The organism is Edaphobacter sp. HDX4 (assembly GCF_036877565.1).
GTDB lineage: Bacteria > Acidobacteriota > Terriglobia > Terriglobales > Acidobacteriaceae > Edaphobacter.
The window spans coordinates 19,020-36,802 of record NZ_JAEDXW010000023.1; the positions used below are offsets into that span (position 1 = coordinate 19,020).

Genomic DNA, 17,783 nt, shown 5'->3' on the forward strand with positions numbered 1-17,783 from the left:
TTGCCAGAGCAAGCAGAGAAGAAGTACGACGCGAATAAAGATAATGCGCCGGAGCTGGAAGATGAGTCTCCAGAGAAGAAGTCGCGCCGCAAGCTGATCATCATCGCTGTGGTTTCGCTTCTAGTCATCGGTGCCGCTCTCTTTTACTGGCACTCCACGTTTACGGAGGATACGGACGACGCCCAGGTCGATGGCGATCTCTACCAGGTGAGCTCGCGTATTGCAGGGCAGGTGGTGAAGGTCTACGTCGAGGATAATCAGGAAGTGAAGGCGGGCGATCTGCTGGCCGAGATCGATCCCAAGGACTTCCAGGTTGCGCTCGAACAGGCGCAGGCTAACCTGGCGAGCGCGGAGGCCGCCGCCATCCAGGCGAACGTAAACGTTCCGATTACAAGCATCACATCCAACACGAGCATCAGCACCACGAGCTCAGATGTCCAGAGCGCGCAGGCCGCTGTGGCCCAGGCGATCAAACAGGTTGCTGCCGCGAACGCGCGCGTCGAACAGGCAAAGGCAAATTCGACGAAGACGGATCTTGACGTCGAGCGATACAAGCCGCTAGTAGAGAAAGACGTCATCTCGAAGCAGCAATACGATGCTGCGGTCGCCGCCGCTGCCGCCAATCGCGCCGGAGTGCTCGAGGCAGAGTCCACCTTGATTGCACAGCAGGAGGCCGTACGACAGGCTCAGCAGAAGCTGGCGCAAGCTCGTTCGACAGCGATGGAAGCTACGAAGAACGGTCCGAGCCAGATCAAGGCACAGGAGGCGAAGGCAAACGCTGCGTCGGCAGACGTGAAACAGGCGCAAGCCAAGGTCGATCAGGCGAAGCTGAACATGAGCTACACGAAGATCCTCGCTCCGGTAACGGGCATCGTGAACAAAAAGAACGTCAATGTGGGAGCGAACCTCTCCGTCGGACAGGATCTGTTGACGATCATCCCTCTCAATAATCTGTGGGTCACGGCGAACTTCAAGGAAACCCAACTTGAGCGTATGCACAACGGGCAGAAGGTTGTGCTCAAGGTGGATGCTCTGGGCGGGAAGAAGTTCCACGGAGTGATTCGCCAGATCGGCGGCGCAACCGGATCCAGGCTGTCCCTGTTCCCCCCCGAGAATGCGACGGGTAACTATGTCAAGGTGGTGCAGCGTATTCCGGTCCGTATTGATTTTACAAATCTGGATCAGGAAAACAGCGACCACAAATTGCGACCCGGTTACTCGGTTACCCCAATTGTTTCAGTCAAATAGCTAAAGCTGCCGAAGTAAGAAACCGCCATATCCACCTCCGCATCTGATACAAGAAAGATGTATCTGAAAGAGGTGGATAATGGCGGTTGCAATTAAGAAGGGTGTGGCGGCTGGTGCTGCGGCGACTCCCCATTGGCATGCGCAAGCTCGCGAGATTCAGAAGTTCGGCACGGTAGTCGAGGATCTTCCTCACGCCCTTGATGCCGATGTCAGAGCCGACATGGTGGCTCAGCTGAATCAGCTTCTGGCCGACTCGATCACTCTCCGTGACATGTACAAGAAGCATCACTGGCAGGTGTCGGGCCCTACATTTTACCAACTGCACCTGTTGTTTGATAAGCACTTCAATGAGCAGGTCGAGATCGTGGACACGATCGCAGAGCGGGTTCAGCTGTTGGGCGGCGTCACAGTCGCCATGGGTGGAGATGCGGCGGAGATGACAAAGATCGCCCGTCCGCCGCGTGGCAAAGAGGCCGTTCCGGTCCAGATTTCACGACTGCTCGAGGCGCACAAGCACATCATCCAGAGCTGCCTGGACATCTCCGAGGCGGCCGACAAGGCTGGGGATCAGGGAACAAATGACCTGGTAGTCAGCGATGTACTTCGGCCCAATGAACTGCAGTCCTGGTTTCTGACCGAACATCTGGTAGAGATGCCGCTGGTCCTTGAAAAATAGAACAGAACCAAGCTAATATCTCAGCCCGGTCCACCCTCAGAGTGGCCGGGCTGTGTATCTTTAAGACACAGTCCATCATCCAATCCGCATACGTTCAAGGTTTCGATGGATCTTCTGTTATGCCGATCGCGCTCGCATTTTTCGTACATTACGCCTATCTGATTCTGTTCCTGTGGGTCCTCGTGGAGCAGATCGGCGTTCCTGTGCCCAGTGTCCCTGTCCTGCTGACAGCCGGAACCCTGACCGCGACGCACCGGATCCATCACTCCTATGCGCTGCTGTCGGTGCTGGCGGCTTGTTTGATCTCCGACTCAATGTGGTATTCGCTGGGGCGCAGGTATGGCGGAAGCGTGCTCCGGTTGCTTTGCCGTCTCTCGCTGGAGGCAACCACCTGCGTCAGTAAGACGGAAGGATACTTCTCGCGTCGCGGACCTTCAACGCTTCTGCTTTCGAAGTTCATCCCCGGGTTGAGCACCGTGGCTCCTCCGATCGCGGGTCAGATCGGAATGCCATACGGAAAGTTTCTGCTTTGGGATCTTGGGGGATCCCTTCTCTGGGCGGAGACCTTCCTGCTCGCGGGACGGTTCTTCGGCGACATCGCACTGAAGAGCGCTCCTTTCTTCCACTGGCTCGGCCACTTCGCCTTCGCGATCTTCATTCTGATGGTCATCGGTCTGATGGCGTACCGCATCCTAAAGCAGAGGAAGTTCCTGCAACAGGTTCGCGAGATGCGGCTGGAGCCGGAAGAGTTGAAGGCGATGATCGATCTTGCGGCCCAGCAGGGAAACAGTCCTCCGTTCATCGTCGATCTACGCCACCCGCTGGATTATCTACCGGATCCAAGAGTTCTTCCCGGTGCGCTCCGTATTGGGCCTAACGAGATTCGGCAGCACAGCGAGATCATTCCTCGTGACCGGGACGTGGTGCTCTACTGCACCTGCCCTAGTGAGGAGACGAGTGCGAAGCTCGCGTTACAGCTTCACAAGCTTGGGATCTATCGAGTGCGCCCCCTGCGAGGTGGCTTCGACGGTTGGAAGGCCGCGGGATATCCGCTGGTTGACTACGTCGTGGATACCCCGGCCACCGGTGTTTTGACCTCAGAGATTGTGCCTGCCTCCTCCACCAAGAAGCCTCTCTCAGTGGCTTGAGCGAGCTTATCCGCCAAGGGTGAAGTTCACCGTTATGGTGGTCTGAACCTCTGTGGGGTCGCCGTTCAGGAGAAACGGTCTGTACCGGGCGGTTCGAATGGCATCCAGGGCCGCTGTTCTGAGCAGTTCTGGCCCGCTTACGACATGCAGCCGTTCGACCGTTCCGGACTTTGAGATTAGTGCCTCGACGACAACCGTCCCCGATGTTCTGGTCGCGCGGGCGATTGCCGGATAGACAGGGTGCAACGGCGAGAGCAACATTCCTGCGGAGACCCCGCTGGAGATGCGGACCGGCTTTGATGACGCGGAGGAACGAACGATGCTGACTGCGGGATTGCTAGCTGGTCCACTGGTTATAGCCGCAGGGAGCGAGCCGTCGACCGCAGTGCCCATGGGCATCAAGGCTGGAGCCAGGTCAGCACTCACTCCGGACCTTCGCCAGCTGCCTGGAATCAGTACCTGGATTGGCGCAGGAGCAGAATACGAGGTCACCGGAGCAGGTCCTACAGGAGCGTTGCGCTGGACAGGAGGACGGGGCGGTGGAGGGGTGAAGACGAGCGGCGTTGCGGCGTGAAAGATAAGCTTCTCCGGATGGAGCAGCGGCAAGGCGGCGAGAGCAAGCGCAATCAGCGCCTGAACGACGATTGAGCCCGCCATGGTCCAGCGCCGGGTGGTGGAGACGGGTGCAAGAAGGGATTCGACCATACCTTCCTCGAACATAGCTACCTCCATAAACCTTGTAGGTTCAGGGGCGCATTTGCGAGGGATGCGTCCGTATTGGCTTAGACCCCGACCGCAGGAAGATTGTTCCCGCAGAAAACACTGCACAAGAGTGTGTGATGTGAGAGATGATGAATCACCATGGCTGAACACTCCACCACTCTCGCTGATCCGACCGCCGCCGCCTCCACGCGCACCTTCGTGGCGCCTTCTACGCGTGTGCTCTCCGTCGATGTGCTGCGCGGCATCACCATCGCCTTCATGATCCTGGTGAACGATGCGGGAGATGGCAGACATGTGTATACGCAGCTGGAACATGCGGCCTGGAATGGATGGACCCTGACAGACCTGGTATTCCCGACCTTCCTGTTTATCGTCGGTATCTCGATCATTCTTTCGACCCACTCACGACTGCAGCGCGGAGCGGACCGCAGGGAACTTGCGTTGCATACGGTACGTCGAGCGGTGACGATCTTTGCGGTCGCCATGCTGATCAACCTCGTCCCGTTCTTCCGGTTCTCGCATCTACGTATCTATGGAGTCCTGCCGCGCATTGCGCTCTGTTATCTGATTGCAGGTCTCATCTGTTTGAAGACCCAGAAGGCGCGGAACCTCCTCAGCATTACGGCTGTTCTGCTGGTCAGCTACTGGCTCATCATGCGCTTTGTCCCTGTCCCGGGCTTCGGAGTTCCGACCCATGACATTCCTCTGCTTGATCCCGACCGTAACCTGGCCGCGTGGCTGGACCGCGGGATCATGGGCTTCTTCCAGAGCACGCTGCACACCGGAAGGCTGTACGAGGTGACACGTGATCCTGAAGGATTGCTGAGCACCATTCCCGCAATCGGAACGACCCTGCTGGGAGCTGTGGCTGCTATCTGGCTGAGGCGCTCGGGAGGAAAATCTCCGTCGATCACGCAGAACCAGTGCGCGGCTGGATTGTTCGTTGCGGGGTTGGTTGGGATCTCGTCGGGGCTGCTGTGGAACCTCTGGTTTCCGATCAACAAGAAGCTGTGGACGAGCTCCTATGTGCTGTTTGCCGCCGGTTGCGCTCTCGTGGGGCTCGCGGCCTGCTACTGGCTGATCGATATTCACAAATTCCAGGAGACAAAGGCAGGCAAGTGGCTCACCTGGCCCTGGCTGGTGTTTGGCTCAAATGCCATTGTGGCCTATGTCATGGCTGCGATCGTTGAGAAGACGCTCTCTCTGATTCATCTGGCGGGCACGACCCCGCAAGGGAAGCCACTTACGGGAGGGGGCTGGGTGTACTGGCATATCTTCGCGAGTCATGGCTCGACCGACAATACCTCGGTGGCGTTCGCCATCGCCTTTGTGCTGGTCTGCTTTATCCCGAACTGGATTCTGTGGCAGAAGAAGATCTTCGTCAAGCTGTAGCGAGCAGGCTGCGGAATGTCCTCGCCGCGAGGTAGATGCCGCCGTTTACCATAGGTAACGGACCGCATTGCGATGCGGCAGGAGAAGAAATTGGCTTATACAGATCTGCGCGCCTGGATTAACGCGCTTCACCAAGCAGGGGAATTGAAGCGCATTACAGTCTCTGTCGATCCGGTTCTGGAGATGGCTGAGATTGCGGATCGTGCGGCCAAGATGGGAAAGGGCACGCCGCAGGCTGGTGGGCCGGCGCTGCTGTTTGAAAACGTGAAGGGGCATCCCGGAGCCCGGGTGCTGATGAATCAGTTCGGCAGCGAGCGTCGCATGAAGCTCGCTCTCGAGGCCGAATCTCTGGATGCCATCGCGGACAGGATCCGGGTTCTGCTGAAGCCGGAGACTCCCATCAGCCTGATGGATAAGTTAAAGATGCTTCCCAAGCTGGCTGAGGTGGGCGCCTTCTTCCCAAAACAGGTGAGCCCGAAAGACGCGCCATGCAAACAGGTGATTCTGCGCGGAGAGGAAGTAGATCTTAGCCGAATTCCTGTGCTTAAAACGTGGCCCCATGACGGCGGCAAGTTCATCACGTTGCCCTGCGTGATTACACGCGACCCGAAGACGGGCAAACGCAATGTCGGGATGTACCGCATGCAGGTCTTCGACAGTCGCACGACCGGCATGCACTGGCAACGGCAGAAGGTAGCTGCGGAGCATATGCGTGAGCGTCTGCGCGGCACATCGGCGGATGCATCGTCCGCCGTAGATCTTATGGCGCTGACTGCCGGAGGAACGACGACGGCAGAGTCGCTGGAGACCATTCCTCACGTGACTCTGGGTAAGATCCGCAATGAGCGCATGGATGTCGCTGTTGCGATTGGGACCGATCCGGCGACGACTTTCAGTGCGATTGTGCCTGTTCCTCCTGACGTGGAAGAGTACGTGATTGCCGGATTTCTTCGCCAGAAGCCTGTAGAGCTGGTGAAGGCCGAGACCGTTGATCTGGATGTTCCAGCGAATGCGGAGTATGTACTTGAGGGATATGTCGAGCTGGGCGAGTTGAGGACCGAGGGCCCCTTTGGCGACCACACCGGTTTTTACACGATGCAGGACGACTATCCGGTCTTCCATATCACCTGTATTACTCACCGCCGCGATCCTGTCTATGCGGCAACCATCGTCGGTAAGCCGCCTATGGAAGACGCCTGGATGGGTAAGGCAGTGGAGCGCATCTTTCTGCCACTGATGCAGCTGATAATGCCTGAGATCCGGGATGTAAACCTGCCCGCTGAGGGCGTGTTCCATAACCTGATGATCGTGTCGATCCGGAAGTCCTACGCCGGACAGGCGCGAAAAGTGATGAATGGCATATGGTCGATGGGCCAGGCGATGTTCACAAAGTGCATCATCGTGGTCGATGAGGACTGTGACGTCCAGGATCTCGGCGAGGTCGTGTTGCGGACGACCAACAACATCGATCCGGAGCGAGACATTCAATTCACTCTGGGACCGGTCGATTCGCTGGACCATGCCAGCCGTCTTCCGAACTATGGAAGCAAGATGGGCATCGATGCGACGCGGAAGTGGAAGGCAGAGGGTTTCGATCGTCCATGGCCGCAGATGCTGACGATGGATACGGCGGTGAAATCCAGAGTCGACGCTATCTGGAAAGAGCTGGGGATCGAATAATTGGTGCTGGGCCGGGAGCACTCCATCGACTGTCGGGTTACTCTATAACCAGCGGGTACGCCCTCAAATCAATGCACAACTTCACGGCTGGCCGTTCTTCCAGGCTATTCGAAACCGTGTCCTCTCTTCGAGTAGTAAGGGGCTTTCATGACACTGTGGCGCAGATGGAGAAACCGGTTGCTGTTGGTGTTTGCCGTTCTCGGCCCGGGCTTCATTACAGCCAATGTGGATAACGACTCCGGCGGGATACTCACCTACTCCCAGGCGGGTGCGCAATATGGCTACAAGCTGCTGTGGACCATCATTCCCATCACCCTTGCGCTGATTGTGGTGCAGGAGATGTGTGCCCGCATGGGTGTGGTCACCGGTAAGGGACTCAGCGACCTCATCCGCGAAGAGTTCGGATTGCGCATCACCTTCTTCGTCATGATCTTGCTGGTTATTGTGAACTTCGGCAATGTTATGGCTGAGTTTTCCGGCATTGCCGGAAGTATGCAGCTGTTTCATGTGAGCAAGTACATCAGTGTGCCTATCTGTGCCTTTATCGTCTGGGCCCTGATCGTGAAAGGGGATTACAAAAGCGTAGAGAAGGTCTTTCTCATCGCAAGTACGGTCTATATCGCCTACATCTTTGCGGGCGTGCTCAGCAGCCCCAACTGGCATGAGGCTCTGGTGCAGACGGTAAAAGTACCCGGTCGCAGTGTTTGGAAGGACCGCAACTACGTTTACATGACCATCGGCATCATCGGCACCACCATCACACCGTGGATGCAGTTCTATCTGCAATCTTCCATCGTGGAGAAGGGAATCGATGTTCGGCAGTATAAGCACTCCCGCCTGGATGTGATCATCGGATCGATCTTCACGGATGTGGTCGCCTGGTTCATTATTGTGGCGTGTGCGGCGACTCTCTATACGCATGGTATGCGCAACATCGCCGAGGCCTCGGATGCAGCCGACGCCATGAAGCCGCTGGCCGGCCAATATGCATTCATTCTGTTCGCTGCCGGGCTGTTCAACGCTTCGCTGTTTGCGGCGTGCATTCTCCCGTTATCTACGGCTTACACGGTTTGCGAGGGCCTTGGCTTCGAGAGCGGGCTTGATAAGAGCTTCAAGGACGCCAGATTCTTCTACTGGTTTTACACCCTGTTGCTGGTTCTCGGCGCCGCCGTGGTTCTGATCCCGAACTTCCCTCTGATCAATGTCATCATCGGATCGCAGGTGCTCAATGGAGTCCTGTTGCCGGTGGTGCTGATCTTCATGCTGCGCCTGGTCAACCGGCGCGAGCTTATGGGCAAGTACACAAACTCTCGCTGGTTCAACCTTGTGGCGTGGATGACCACGATCATCGTGATCGGTTTGTCGCTGGTGTTGATGTGGAATGGTCTGCATGGCGGAAGCTGAGCAGACATCGAAGAGGCAGCTAGATAAGCTTGCCCTCGGAGAGATCCCGAATTAGGCCGAGGTCGGCTGCGAGAAAATCGAAGTTCGGCAGATGAGCAAGCGGCGACCACTGCATGTCGTTGAAGATACGATTCTCGATTGCGCCAGTGAATTCGCGGACTACAAAGAACTGCAGGTCAATGGTTCCGCCGTTCCTGTACTTATGGCGGACCCGAGCGATACGCCGACCGATCGTGGCGGTGATGCCAAGTTCTTCGTTCAGTTCGCGGGCGAGTGCGTCCTCAGCAGTCTCGCCCATCTCGATCTTGCCGCCAGGGAACTCCCACTTGAGACTCATCGGCTGATCGGGTTTTCGTTGGCAGACGAGAACTTCCAATCCGGATTCGGTGTCACGCAGAATCAGCGCGGCCACCACAAGCCTGACTGGCTTTGGAGCAGCGTCCGGGTTCTGCGAGTCCCTTAGTTTGCGAATTGGCTCTTTCACTTGTCTAAAACTATTAGACGCCAACCCGCCTCTGAATGCTTTTGAATTATGAGGGGTTAGGAGTTACGGACGCGGGATAGTAAACAGGCCATCCAGCCTGGCTGCTGATCTCAAGAAGGCCCGTCGTGGGATTCACAGGAAATGCGCGGCGCGAGATTCCGAGCATGGCGGCGTCGTGGATGGAGTTGCCGAAGACCGCATCCGGGTGGGTGATACCAACCCGGTTCAGGGAGACTACCTTCCCTTCATCGGTAGGAACGTCCAGCAAAGTATCGGTGATAATGCCGCCCCTGACTTCGGCGCGAGCACAAAGGACGCGTTCCGGTGGTATGCCGAAGTGCTTGACTCCTTCTTCGATGACCCAATCGTTGGTCGAGCTTACGGCCCAGATGTCGGCGCCTCGGGAGCGAAGTTCCTTCACGAGTTTGAGCATCTCAGGGAAGATGTTTTTCTCGATGCGTGTGGCAAAGAACTCCCGAGCCGCACGTCGTAGCTCGTCTTCGCGAAGCCCCTGATAGAGCTGCACCATCTCCCCGCAGATCGCGATCTCAGAGACCTCATTCCGATGGTATGCGCGGTAGCGAGCATCAATCAGGTCAGCTGCCTCTCGCGACACCAAGCCGGTTTCGATGGACCACATCATGAAAGTGGATCCAGCATCGCCGGACCAAAGGGTTCCGTCGCAATCAAAGACCGCAATTTCAGGCACGAGGGAGTGGACGGCGGAGAAGAATTCTTCGGTAGAAAAGATACTCGTTGTAATCGTAGGCATCAGCATTCTTATTCTGCGCGGTCAGCGGTCACGCGCGGTTTGTATTCGGTGTTTCTTAAAGTCTACTCTTTCAGAGCAGGAAAGCGGCGTACAGATCAATCGTCCCGTTTTCGTATGAAAGACAGGTTAACGCTCGCAATTTGGAGGTAAGTCTAGACGGGGGGAAGCGCGTTCACGATTGTCACCCCTTCAGGAGGCGAAAAGACGAAATCGGCTTCCTGGGTGGGGACGTTTTCCTGAACTTGTGTGAAGTCGAATTCGGTGAGTGCGCCGTCAATCTCCTCAAGCTTCATGTGGCGTATCTCTCCAGAGGAGGAGACATCGAGGGTCAGGCGGCGGATGCGTTGTTCCATACCGACCGGGACACCGCCGATATGGATCCCGTGACTATCCTCGGTAACGCTCACATTGACCAGCTCTTTCTTCAGTTGCGTGTGCCCCAGCAGAAAGCGCAAAGGGCTGCGCAGATCGTCCAGCTGCTTGGCTGGGAGACGCTGAGCCTGATCGTCTCCCGGAGTGTAGAACCAGGCGAATTTGCCGTCGAGAACGAAGAGTTTCCCCTCTGGTTGGTCGTAACTCCAGCGCATGCGGCCGGGCTTCTTCAGCAGCAGGGTGCCTGACTCCGTACGATCAATGCCCATCCCGGCATAGTGTTCGGTGTAACGTGCCCGGAGCGATGTGAGCCGGTTGTAGTGCTCGTCCACACGCTTGAGCAGGGCGTCTGCATTCTGAGCCCGCGCCAGGCTGGGCGGGAGGAGGAGGAGCAGAAGCAGGATGCGACGAAGCATTACTGAATAGGCTGGGTGCAGTTGGTGCCCCCGGCAGGATCGAAGGTGATGCGATTGTTCTCGTCGGAGCAGAAACCGCGATCCCCTGACTTGCCCACTGAGTTCGGAACAGCTGTCACCTCATAGGAGGTGTACATATCCTGATTGTTGACCGTCACCTTGTTGCAGTTAGTGATTGCAAAGGTATATCCCGCTTTGTTGCCTGTTGCCAGACCTACATCGATGAGCTGGGCTGCCTGGGCTGAAGGCGCACCGGCTTTGGGGTCACCGCCCAACTGAGCCAGGGAACAGGAAAACCCATTGGCCGGGTACATGGAGTTGTACTGCAGTTCGGCCTGCACGATGGTACGTACCGACTGCATCGCCGAGGTTTCATGGGCCTGCTTCGTCAACTTGAGCATCTGGGGTACAGCAAGGGTCATAAGGATGAGCATGACCGACATGACGATCAGAAGCTCGATCAGGGTAAAGCCCTCTTCCATTTGCCGTGCCGCGTTCTTCGGGTGCCCAATCTTCATCGTGTTCCTATCCTTTGTAACTGCAACAATTCAAAACTTTATCAGCAAACGAGGTCGTCGCGCTCGACCTTCATCTCGCCCAGATTTCCAAGCAGCGCCATGGCCATGGCTTCGGGCCGGAAGAGGTCTTGAGCCAGCCGCTGAATGTCATCCGGCGTGACGGCTTCGATCTCGGAGGTAATCTCTTCTACTCCGAAGAAGCAGCCAAAATACATTTGCTGCCGGGCTAGATTCGCCATGCGGCTGGAGCCGCTCTCAAGGCCCATGACCATGTTGCTCTTCAGCTGATCCTTGGCGCGCCCAAGCTCGGACAAGCTGACCGTCTCCTGCTTGAGACGACGCAGCTCGCGCATCGTGAGCTCAATCGTCTGCCGGGTCTTATCCACCGCCACTCCTGCATAGATGCAGAGAGAACCGGTATCGCGGAACGGGGACATCTCCGAGAAGATGGAATAGGCGAGGCCCTGATCTTCCCGGATGGTCTGGAAAAGGCGTGAGCTCATTCCTCCACCGAGGATGCTGTTCAGCAGATAGATCGCGTAGCGCTCGGGATGGTTGACGGCAGGAGCCGGAACCCCGAGACAAAGCTGAACCTGCTCGAGAGCTTTTTTGCGCTTGAGCGTAATGTGCGGGGTCGATACGGGGGTATCGCGCCTCGGGAAGACATGGTTGTGGCTGGGCGCCAGCTCCTCAAATCGCCTTTCTACCTCGGCGACGAAGGTCTCGTGATCCAGATTCCCAGCAGCCGAGAAGACAATATTGCGCGGCGTGAAGCGATCGCGATAGAAGTCGAACAGCATCGCCTGGTTGAAGCTGGAGACCGTCTTCTTGGTCCCGAGAATAGGCCGGCCGAGCGGGTCCCCTTTCCAGAAGTTCTGGGTGAACATCTCATTGACCAGGTAGTCCGGGTTGTCTTCGTCGATCTTGATCTCTTCGAGGATGACACCCTTCTCCCGATCCAGATCTTCAGGAGTAAACGTGGGATGGAGAACCAGGTCCGAAAGAACATCGAGCGCCAGCGATGCATGCTCATCCAGGACCTTGATGTTGAAGCAGACAGTCTCTTTTCCCGTGAAGGCATCGAGATTTCCGCCAATGGTGTCGACCTCGCGCGCGATCTGCCGGGCAGAACGCGAAGTGGTTCCCTTGAAGACCATGTGCTCCACGAAATGATGGAGACCGTTCAGCTCAGAAGCTTCATCACGGGAGCCGGACGCGATCCAGGCGCCCATTGAGATGCTGCGCAGGTGGGGCATGCTTTCCGTCAGCACAGTAAGGCCATTTGAGAGAACTGTCTTGCGGATGCTGCGGGAGACACGAGGGGTAAGGCGAATATCTTCAATCAGAGTCGTTGCTGCCATAGATCTATTGTTTCACAGCCATGGGAATAGGCGTAAACTATAGAAAGACAAGGAAATAGGCGAAGTTTTGCATGCTATGTTGAACAAAATAAATGGTATGAACCCTGAGGCTCAACGGCAGATTTTCGGCTTGACCCCGGCAGAGCTGAAGACGCTACTGGAAGAGCTTGGCCAGAAGCCTTACAGGGCGAATCAGCTATGTCAAGCCATTTACAATCAGAGAGTTACTTCTATCGAAGAGGTGACCGTTTTTCCTTCTTCCCTTCGTGAGCAGCTTATCGAAGCGGGGTACAGGGTCGGTCTTCCGGAGATCGTGCAGGCAGCCCGCTCAGTGGACGGAACCGAGCGCTACCTGATGCGCCTCGCGGACGGGGAGACGGTCGAGACGGTCTGGATGCCGGATGGGGACGGCGGCGAGCGTGGAGATGGCAGCGATGCCTCGCTTGAAGAAGAAGCTGTCGACGGCTTGGAGGGGAATGTCTCCGAGTTCGCCGACGCGCCAGGATCAGGACGCAGCAAGCCAGATCTGCGAAATGTGGGAGCTCTTGAACTGAAGGGTTACCGACGGGCGACCATTTGCATCTCCAGCCAGGTGGGCTGCGCGGTTAACTGCCAGTTCTGCCTCACAGCCAAACTGGGTATCAAGCGTAACCTGACGGCCGGGGAGATTGCAGGCCAGGTGGCGGCGGTCCTTAATCGGCACAAGATCAAGATTGGCAAGGATCGGATCAACCTGGTCTTCATGGGGATGGGCGAACCCTTTCTGAACTATGACTCCTTCATCCGCAGCGTGGAACTCCTGGTGAAACAGATCGGGATTCCTGAGTCCCGCATGACGGTATCGACCAGCGGAATTGAGCCTGCAATACGCAGATTTGCGCACGAACCACTCAGACCCAAGCTCGCCCTCAGTCTGAATGCCTCTAACGACCGGATCAGGGAAGAGGTGATGCCGATTACCCGCAAGTGGAACATCGCGCAGCTTCTAGAGGCAGTCAAGACACTGCCGCTCGGAAAGCGCGAGTGGGTGACATTCGAGTATGTTCTGCTTGGTGGCGTCAATGATCAGCCGGAGCATGCTCGCGAGGTGCTGGATCTGCTGAAGGGACTGAGGGCGAAGGTGAACCTGATCGTCTGGAATCCGGGGCCGGGCATCGCGTACACGCAGCCTAAGCCAGAGGACGTGGCGATCTTTCAGAAGATGCTGATCGATGCGGGTATGCCTGCCTATATCCGACGTCCCCGCGGCCGCGACATCTATGCCGCCTGCGGTCAGCTCAAGCGAACGGTTGATCTTCCCGAAGCCGCGCCATTAGTCGCGATCGAACCTGCGGCCACTCCTCCCGTGTGATTGAGAACCAGACGCTATGGCGGAGCGATCCGTCGGGCATCACGTAGTGGTTGCGGAAGGTGCCCTCGTATCCGGCACCCAGCTTCCGGATCGCAGCCTGCGACTGGAGGTTTTCATGGTGAGTTTTGAAGGCGATCCGGTTCATCTCCAGATCTTCGAACGCATAGGTGAGTTGCAGCAGTTTTGCCTCGGCATTGATGCCGGTACCGTGGAGCGCGGGCGCAATCCATGTGTGCCCGATCTCAGCAGTCCTATGACGCATGTCGATATCGATCAGTCGTGTCGAACCTACAAGGCGGTTCTCAGCACCACGGGTGGCAAACGTTACCCATGTGATCTGCTTCTCGCTTGGGGTAGCCAGTGCGGAATCGATCCAGGTCTGCAGTTCTTCCCGATCTGCAATCCGGACGAGCATATAACGCCAGATTGCGGGATCGAAGGCTACTGTTTCAAGTCCAGAGAAGTGGCTCTGAAAGAGGGGTTCCAGTCGAACGCGTTTGCCCGTAAGTGTTGGAACTTTCACTCTTGTCATAGCGATCGGATGGGAGGGTGGGTCAGGCAGGTTGAGCAGACCGCACCCGGGCCAGACACAGTTCAAGAAGAGTTTTGGCTACCAGATCATAGTCATGACGCAGAACTTCGCCTTCATGAAGGAATTTGCCCGTAATCGGTTCAACTCCGAGCTGCCGAACCCGCTCGAGGTCGTTGATGATCGGCTCCTGCCCCTCCCGCGCATACTGCGCAAGTGTGGAAGGCGAGATGGGAGCGGTGTTGATCAGCGCGTAATCGAAGAGGTCCTTACTTACTCCACCAGCATGCTTCAAAATCTTCTCGATGTGCTGCGAGGCAGTCAGTCCGAGGGATTCGTTCGCCTGCGTCATCAGGTTGCAGACGAAGACCCGGGTGGCACGTGATTCGGCGATTGCCTCGGGTATACCGCGCACGAGCAGATTGGTGATAAGCGAGGTATAGAGCGAACCCGGTCCAAGGGTAATCAGGTCTGCGTTCGCAATTGCCTCGAGGGTCTCCGGCAGGGGATCGACCTCTGGCGGTTCGAGCCTTAATTCAAGGATTGTGTCCTCGCTGTGGGTGATATTGGTCTCGCCCCGTACGATTGTGCCGTTCTGCATCTCCGCAGCCAGGGTGACATTTTCCATCGTCGCGGGAAAGATACGACCCCGAATGGCAAGAATGTGAGACGAGGTCTGCACGGCCTTGGCGAAGTCTCCGGTGATGTGGCAGAGGGCAGCCAGGAAGAGATTTCCGAAACTATGTCCCTGCAGCTCTCCCTGATCGAACCGGTATTTGAAGAGCTTGGAGAGCATGTACTCGTCCTCAGACAGGGCGACCATGCAGTTCCGAATATCTCCAGGCGGAAGGATCTTCAGGTCTTCTCTGAGACGACCCGAAGATCCCCCGTCGTCGGTAACTGTCACGACCGCGGCTAATTCGCTGATGAGATCAGAGGATTGTGCCCGTTGCTCGTTAGGTGCATCGGTACGCGGGCGCCTGCGCCTGTCCTGGACAGGAACGTACCTCTTAAGGCCGCGCAGCAGGGTCGAGAGGCCTGTACCGCCACCGATAGCGACGACGCGGAGCGGTCGTTCCAACTGTCCGATTGTGCTGAGCGAACTCACATTACCTCTTCGTCTGCGCGCTTCTACACATGTATGGTAACGGACGCAGCAATCCTGAGGCTGCCAGTAGTCGCGGGTCGAGAGCAGCGGCTAGGCTTCCGGGTAGAGCAACTCGGTGAATCGAGGATCGTCCGCCATATCTTGAAAGTCAGAGTCCGCACGCGCCTGGATGCGATTGCGCGGGTTGCGACGGATCGCTTCTGTCAGATGTTCGAGACATGTGTGTGCATCCCCCGTCATCGAGGCGAGTACCGCCAATCCATAGAATGCGTAATCCGCGTCAGCTTTGTGCTTCAGGATCTCCTGAAACTGCTCTCTGGCATCTTCATAATGGCCATCATTCAGCAGTGACACGGCATAGTCATAGTGCTCCTCGTGACTGGTGAAGGTGGCCTTCTGCCGGGAGAGCTGTGCGTTCGATGCGGTGATATACATCCGGATGCGGTCAGCAAGATTTCCTGCTCCTGCTGCGAGCAGCTTCTCAAACGCCGCGCGCGCCTTCTCGAACTTGCCTTCCTGCATCAGCCTGATGGCCACTTCGTAGTCTGCCAGAACCTGGGCTTGTGCTGGATCGTCTGCCGGTGTAATCGCACCGGCAAGAATGCGGGGGGAACGTTTGGTAGCAGTTGCGGTCTTTGCTGTTTGTGCCATGGTTTTCGTTTCGCCTGCGAGGTGCATTCCTCAGTCTGCCGTTGTAGCGGCTAACCTAAAATCTTTTTGTTCCGTTCCGGATTTATACGCAGCCCCGGCGCTGAGGTCAACTCCCCGGATGGGTAAGCCTTTCGTGCAGAGGTCTCCGGATGCGACATTGAGCGCTATGTCTTCTGTTTATAGACCGCAGGATTGAGCTCGGGATCGTTGTACATCTTCATCTGTCGGTAGAGTTTGAATCGTCGCCGACCCTGCGCCGCATCTTTGAGAAATGCATCGAGAGCGAACGCAAGGTCACTTCTTTGTTCCTCGAGGATCTTCAGGCGCTCGCGGTTTCGCTGTTGATGGGCTTGGGTTACACCTTCACGATGGACTTCCTCCCGGGTATGAAAGATCTTAAGCGCGAGGATGGAAAGCCGGTCGATCATCATACCGGGTGTCTCGGAGTGCATTGGCGCATCGGGATAGGTCTTCATGGCTTCTTCAAAGCCGGCAAGGATCATCTGATCGATTCTTTCCACCAGATCGTTGCGTCGTTGATTGAGCCGATCGATGGTGCGTTTCACCGTAGCAATATCGCTATCCGAGGCCTGGGGGGCCCGTGCTTTGTCCTCTTCGTGCCAGAGGTCGAAGTTAGACCGGTGTTGTGCGGTAATTACAGAGTCGAGGTCGCCAGGCCGGATCGGTTCTACCGGCGCGCTCTGGTGCCAATCTTCCGTCGTTCGATCCTGCATTTCAGTGATAGTCGAGGCGTTGAGTATCAGCACTTCCGGGGGCTCCAACGAAGACTTTACCAGCTTGCCGGCCTCAAGCGGTTGCAGGGAACGGTGGGAACCCGCAGACTAGGAAGAGGATATGACCTCCTCCCTGGCAGTCGAAAAACAGAGTTCTACGCGACGTGTGCTTATCTATCGGTTAGGAAGCCTGGGTGACACAGTAGTGGCTTTGCCTGCCCTGCACCTGGTAGCCCGCGCGTTTCCGCACGCGGAGCGGCGCATGTTGACGAATCTTCCCGTGGCCTCCAAAGCCCCGCCCTCGGCCGCCATCCTGGAGCATACCGGTCTTGTTCACAGTTACCTTCGATATCCGGTGGGGACGCGAAGCGTTCCGGAACTGGCCCGCCTGTGGTGGACGATTGCAAGCTGGCGCCCGGAGGTCCTCGTATACCTGGGATCCGCACGCGGAACAGCTTCTGCGCAGAGGGATGACCAGTTCTTCAGGTTCTGCGGAATCAGCCGCAGGATCGGTGTACCTGTGACGGAAACGATGCAGACCCATTGCTGGGATGAGACGACACAAACGCTGGAGCCCGAGGCAGCACGCCTGGCTCGCAATCTTGCTGCGCTTGGAGAAGGGAACCTTGACGATGCTGCGAACTGGGATCTCCACCTCACCGCGGAAGAGCAGGCACGGGCGGATGAGGCACTTAGGCCCATTGGTGGACGGCCCCTCATCGCCGTCAGCGTGGGCACCAAGGTGCAGTCCAAAGACTGGGGAAAAGAGAATTGGCGTGCCTTGTTGGACCGGCTGGCTCAGTTGTACCCAACCCATGGACTTGCGCTCACGGGCGCACCGGAGGAGAAAGATGCTAGCGAGTTTGCCGCAGAAGGCTGGCGGCAGGCGGGTGGCGGCGAAACAGTAAACCTTTGTGGAGTTTTGAAACCGCGCGAGAGTGCTGCGGCCTTCTATCGAGCGCGCATCTTTGTAGGCCATGACAGTGGCCCGATGCATCTTGCAGCGGCCGTGCAGACACCCTGTGTGGCGATCTTCGCCGCAAGAAACAAGCCCCGGGTATGGTTTCCCTATGGCAGTCAGCACCGCGTGGTCTATCACAAGACCGATTGCTGGGGCTGTGGTCTGGAGACCTGCATCGTTGAAAAGAAACGATGTCTCACATCGATCACGGTCGATGAGGTTATAGAACAGATTCGCGCCTCGCTTGGATAGAGG

General features: G+C 57.0%; 18 protein-coding genes. 8 read left to right on the plus strand and 10 right to left on the minus strand.

From position 1 onward, the window contains the following. The 3 genes from JAO29_RS18795 to JAO29_RS18805 all read left to right on the plus strand — a co-directional run bounded on the left by JAO29_RS18795 (position 1) and on the right by JAO29_RS18805 (position 3,072). A complete protein-coding gene (locus tag JAO29_RS18795) occupies positions 1-1,248 on the plus strand; it encodes an HlyD family secretion protein (RefSeq protein ID WP_334269805.1) in 1,248 nt (415 codons plus the stop codon). A 79-nt stretch (positions 1,249-1,327) separates the two neighbouring features. Then, on the plus strand, positions 1,328-1,924 hold the full coding sequence (locus tag JAO29_RS18800) for a Dps family protein (RefSeq protein ID WP_334269806.1): 597 nt from the start codon (positions 1,328-1,330) through the stop codon (positions 1,922-1,924). Between the two features lie 119 nt (positions 1,925-2,043). Further along, the gene (locus JAO29_RS18805; RefSeq protein ID WP_334269807.1) at positions 2,044-3,072 is read left to right on the plus strand and encodes a VTT domain-containing protein; all 1,029 of its coding nucleotides are present in this window, start codon (positions 2,044-2,046) and stop codon (positions 3,070-3,072) included. Positions 3,073-3,078: 6 nt separating this feature from the next. Here the strand turns inward: JAO29_RS18805 and JAO29_RS18810 are convergent, their stop codons facing one another. Continuing rightward, complete coding sequence (locus JAO29_RS18810) at positions 3,079-3,792, minus strand: energy transducer TonB (protein ID WP_334269808.1); 714 nt, start codon at positions 3,790-3,792, stop codon at positions 3,079-3,081. Positions 3,793-3,933: 141 nt separating this feature from the next. Between JAO29_RS18810 and JAO29_RS18815 the strand changes: the two genes are divergently transcribed. The 3 genes from JAO29_RS18815 (at position 3,934) to JAO29_RS18825 (ending at position 8,271) form a co-directional block, all read left to right on the plus strand. Then, entirely contained in the window at positions 3,934-5,187 is a 1,254-nt protein-coding gene (locus tag JAO29_RS18815) for an acyltransferase family protein (RefSeq protein ID WP_334269809.1), read from the plus strand. Positions 5,188-5,277: 90 nt separating this feature from the next. Then, complete coding sequence (locus tag JAO29_RS18820) at positions 5,278-6,867, plus strand: UbiD family decarboxylase (RefSeq protein WP_334269810.1); 1,590 nt, start codon at positions 5,278-5,280, stop codon at positions 6,865-6,867. Between the two features lie 147 nt (positions 6,868-7,014). Next, positions 7,015-8,271, plus strand: coding sequence for an Nramp family divalent metal transporter (locus JAO29_RS18825; RefSeq protein ID WP_334269811.1), 1,257 nt, complete (start codon positions 7,015-7,017; stop codon positions 8,269-8,271). Positions 8,272-8,290: 19 nt separating this feature from the next. Here the strand turns inward: JAO29_RS18825 and JAO29_RS18830 are convergent, their stop codons facing one another. The 5 genes from JAO29_RS18830 to JAO29_RS18850 form a co-directional block, all read right to left on the minus strand. Then, the gene (locus JAO29_RS18830; protein ID WP_334269812.1) at positions 8,291-8,755 is read right to left on the minus strand and encodes a (deoxy)nucleoside triphosphate pyrophosphohydrolase; all 465 of its coding nucleotides are present in this window, start codon (positions 8,753-8,755) and stop codon (positions 8,291-8,293) included. Positions 8,756-8,801: 46 nt separating this feature from the next. Beyond that, positions 8,802-9,527 carry an HAD family hydrolase gene (locus JAO29_RS18835; RefSeq protein ID WP_334269813.1) on the minus strand — a complete coding sequence of 242 codons (726 nt, stop codon included), beginning with the start codon at positions 9,525-9,527 and terminating at the stop codon, positions 8,802-8,804. A 152-nt stretch (positions 9,528-9,679) separates the two neighbouring features. Continuing rightward, positions 9,680-10,315, minus strand: coding sequence for an outer membrane lipoprotein chaperone LolA (gene lolA, locus JAO29_RS18840; protein WP_334269814.1), 636 nt, complete (start codon positions 10,313-10,315; stop codon positions 9,680-9,682). Continuing rightward, positions 10,315-10,833 carry a type IV pilin protein gene (locus JAO29_RS18845; RefSeq protein ID WP_334269815.1) on the minus strand — a complete coding sequence of 173 codons (519 nt, stop codon included), beginning with the start codon at positions 10,831-10,833 and terminating at the stop codon, positions 10,315-10,317. Before JAO29_RS18845 ends, lolA begins: the two co-directional genes overlap by 1 nt. Before the next feature lie 41 nt (positions 10,834-10,874). Continuing rightward, positions 10,875-12,194, minus strand: a complete 1,320-nt coding sequence (locus JAO29_RS18850; protein WP_334269816.1) for a M16 family metallopeptidase — start codon at positions 12,192-12,194, stop codon at positions 10,875-10,877. Between the two features lie 76 nt (positions 12,195-12,270). Between JAO29_RS18850 and rlmN the strand changes: the two genes are divergently transcribed. Further along, a complete protein-coding gene (rlmN, locus tag JAO29_RS18855; protein ID WP_334269817.1) occupies positions 12,271-13,545 on the plus strand; it encodes a 23S rRNA (adenine(2503)-C(2))-methyltransferase RlmN in 1,275 nt (424 codons plus the stop codon). Here the strand turns inward: rlmN and JAO29_RS18860 are convergent. From JAO29_RS18860 to JAO29_RS18875, 4 genes are all read right to left on the minus strand, one after another. Further along, on the minus strand, positions 13,472-14,068 hold the full coding sequence (locus tag JAO29_RS18860; RefSeq protein WP_334269818.1) for a GNAT family N-acetyltransferase: 597 nt from the start codon (positions 14,066-14,068) through the stop codon (positions 13,472-13,474). The genes rlmN and JAO29_RS18860 overlap by 74 nt on opposite strands. 31 nt (positions 14,069-14,099) lie before the next feature. Further along, positions 14,100-15,182 carry a gluconeogenesis factor YvcK family protein gene (locus JAO29_RS18865; protein WP_334269819.1) on the minus strand — a complete coding sequence of 361 codons (1,083 nt, stop codon included), beginning with the start codon at positions 15,180-15,182 and terminating at the stop codon, positions 14,100-14,102. A 90-nt stretch (positions 15,183-15,272) separates the two neighbouring features. Further along, positions 15,273-15,833: a TPR end-of-group domain-containing protein gene (locus tag JAO29_RS18870; RefSeq protein WP_334269820.1), complete on the minus strand. Its 561-nt coding sequence runs from the start codon at positions 15,831-15,833 to the stop codon at positions 15,273-15,275. A 164-nt stretch (positions 15,834-15,997) separates the two neighbouring features. Further along, positions 15,998-16,600, minus strand: coding sequence for a DUF4254 domain-containing protein (locus JAO29_RS18875; protein WP_334269821.1), 603 nt, complete (start codon positions 16,598-16,600; stop codon positions 15,998-16,000). A gap of 88 nt (positions 16,601-16,688) precedes the next feature. Between JAO29_RS18875 and JAO29_RS18880 the strand changes: the two genes are divergently transcribed. Then, entirely contained in the window at positions 16,689-17,780 is a 1,092-nt protein-coding gene (locus tag JAO29_RS18880; protein WP_334269822.1) for a glycosyltransferase family 9 protein, read from the plus strand. The last annotated feature ends 3 nt before the right edge of the window (positions 17,781-17,783 follow it).

Excerpts from the sequence above, each read along its gene's own strand:
- JAO29_RS18825 (WP_334269811.1), top strand. The coding sequence starts at position 7,015 with ATGACACTGTGGCGCAGATGGAGAAACCGGTTGCTGTTGGTGTTTGCC.
- JAO29_RS18800 (WP_334269806.1), top strand. The coding sequence starts at position 1,328 with ATGGCGGTTGCAATTAAGAAGGGTGTGGCGGCTGGTGCTGCGGCGACT.
- JAO29_RS18805 (WP_334269807.1), top strand. The coding sequence starts at position 2,044 with ATGCCGATCGCGCTCGCATTTTTCGTACATTACGCCTATCTGATTCTG.
- JAO29_RS18835 (WP_334269813.1), bottom strand. The coding sequence starts at position 9,527 with ATGCCTACGATTACAACGAGTATCTTTTCTACCGAAGAATTCTTCTCC.
- JAO29_RS18850 (WP_334269816.1), bottom strand. The coding sequence starts at position 12,194 with ATGGCAGCAACGACTCTGATTGAAGATATTCGCCTTACCCCTCGTGTC.
- JAO29_RS18815 (WP_334269809.1), top strand. The coding sequence starts at position 3,934 with ATGGCTGAACACTCCACCACTCTCGCTGATCCGACCGCCGCCGCCTCC.
- rlmN (WP_334269817.1), top strand. The coding sequence starts at position 12,271 with ATGTTGAACAAAATAAATGGTATGAACCCTGAGGCTCAACGGCAGATT.
- lolA (WP_334269814.1), bottom strand. The coding sequence starts at position 10,315 with ATGCTTCGTCGCATCCTGCTTCTGCTCCTCCTCCTCCCGCCCAGCCTG.
- JAO29_RS18870 (WP_334269820.1), bottom strand. The coding sequence starts at position 15,833 with ATGGCACAAACAGCAAAGACCGCAACTGCTACCAAACGTTCCCCCCGC.
- JAO29_RS18880 (WP_334269822.1), top strand. The coding sequence starts at position 16,689 with ATGACCTCCTCCCTGGCAGTCGAAAAACAGAGTTCTACGCGACGTGTG.
- JAO29_RS18810 (WP_334269808.1), bottom strand. The coding sequence starts at position 3,792 with ATGTTCGAGGAAGGTATGGTCGAATCCCTTCTTGCACCCGTCTCCACC.
- JAO29_RS18845 (WP_334269815.1), bottom strand. The coding sequence starts at position 10,833 with ATGAAGATTGGGCACCCGAAGAACGCGGCACGGCAAATGGAAGAGGGC.